General features: G+C 49.2%; 1 protein-coding gene. It reads right to left on the bottom strand.

Annotated features, from left to right (window positions below; all coding sequences use genetic code 11):
* Positions 1-504, bottom strand: a 504-nt coding sequence (locus R7Q46_RS30670) for a DNA translocase FtsK (RefSeq protein WP_318078778.1), incomplete at both ends; no start/stop codon positions are given.

A 504-nucleotide genomic window follows, 5' to 3' on the forward strand; every position in this document is an offset into this window, starting at 1 on the left:
TCACCTCTACAACACGTACCGCCATCGCCGATAGAGCACGCGCCAAGTCCATAGACAGACCAGAAATTCGACTTACTTTCACACCTGGCGCCAAATCGAGCTCGAATCGAGTGATGACTGGGCCTGGGTAAATGCCGACCACGTCAGCTTTAATTTTGTAGTCTGCAAGCTTGCTTTCGACTAAACGCGCGACTTGCTCAAGCGCTTCACGATCGATGAAGTTTTCACGTTTTTCCGGATGGTAAAGCAATTCAAGTGTTGGCAGCGGCTCTTCTGGCACTGGTAAATTCTGTTCTTGCTTCATCAAGAATGGGTTTTGCGTCGCGGCAACTTTTGCTTGCGCACTGGATACCATGCTTTGGAATGCGGCAACATCTTGATCGCCATCTTGCACTTCCTCAACCTCAACTTCTTGTGGCGCTGGTTCAAACGCTACACTCGGCTCAGGTGTCTGTTCTGGTTGAATTTGAGAAACCGATTGTGGTTGAACTATAGGTTGAGGCT

This window comes from Vibrio sp. 811, assembly GCF_033339195.1.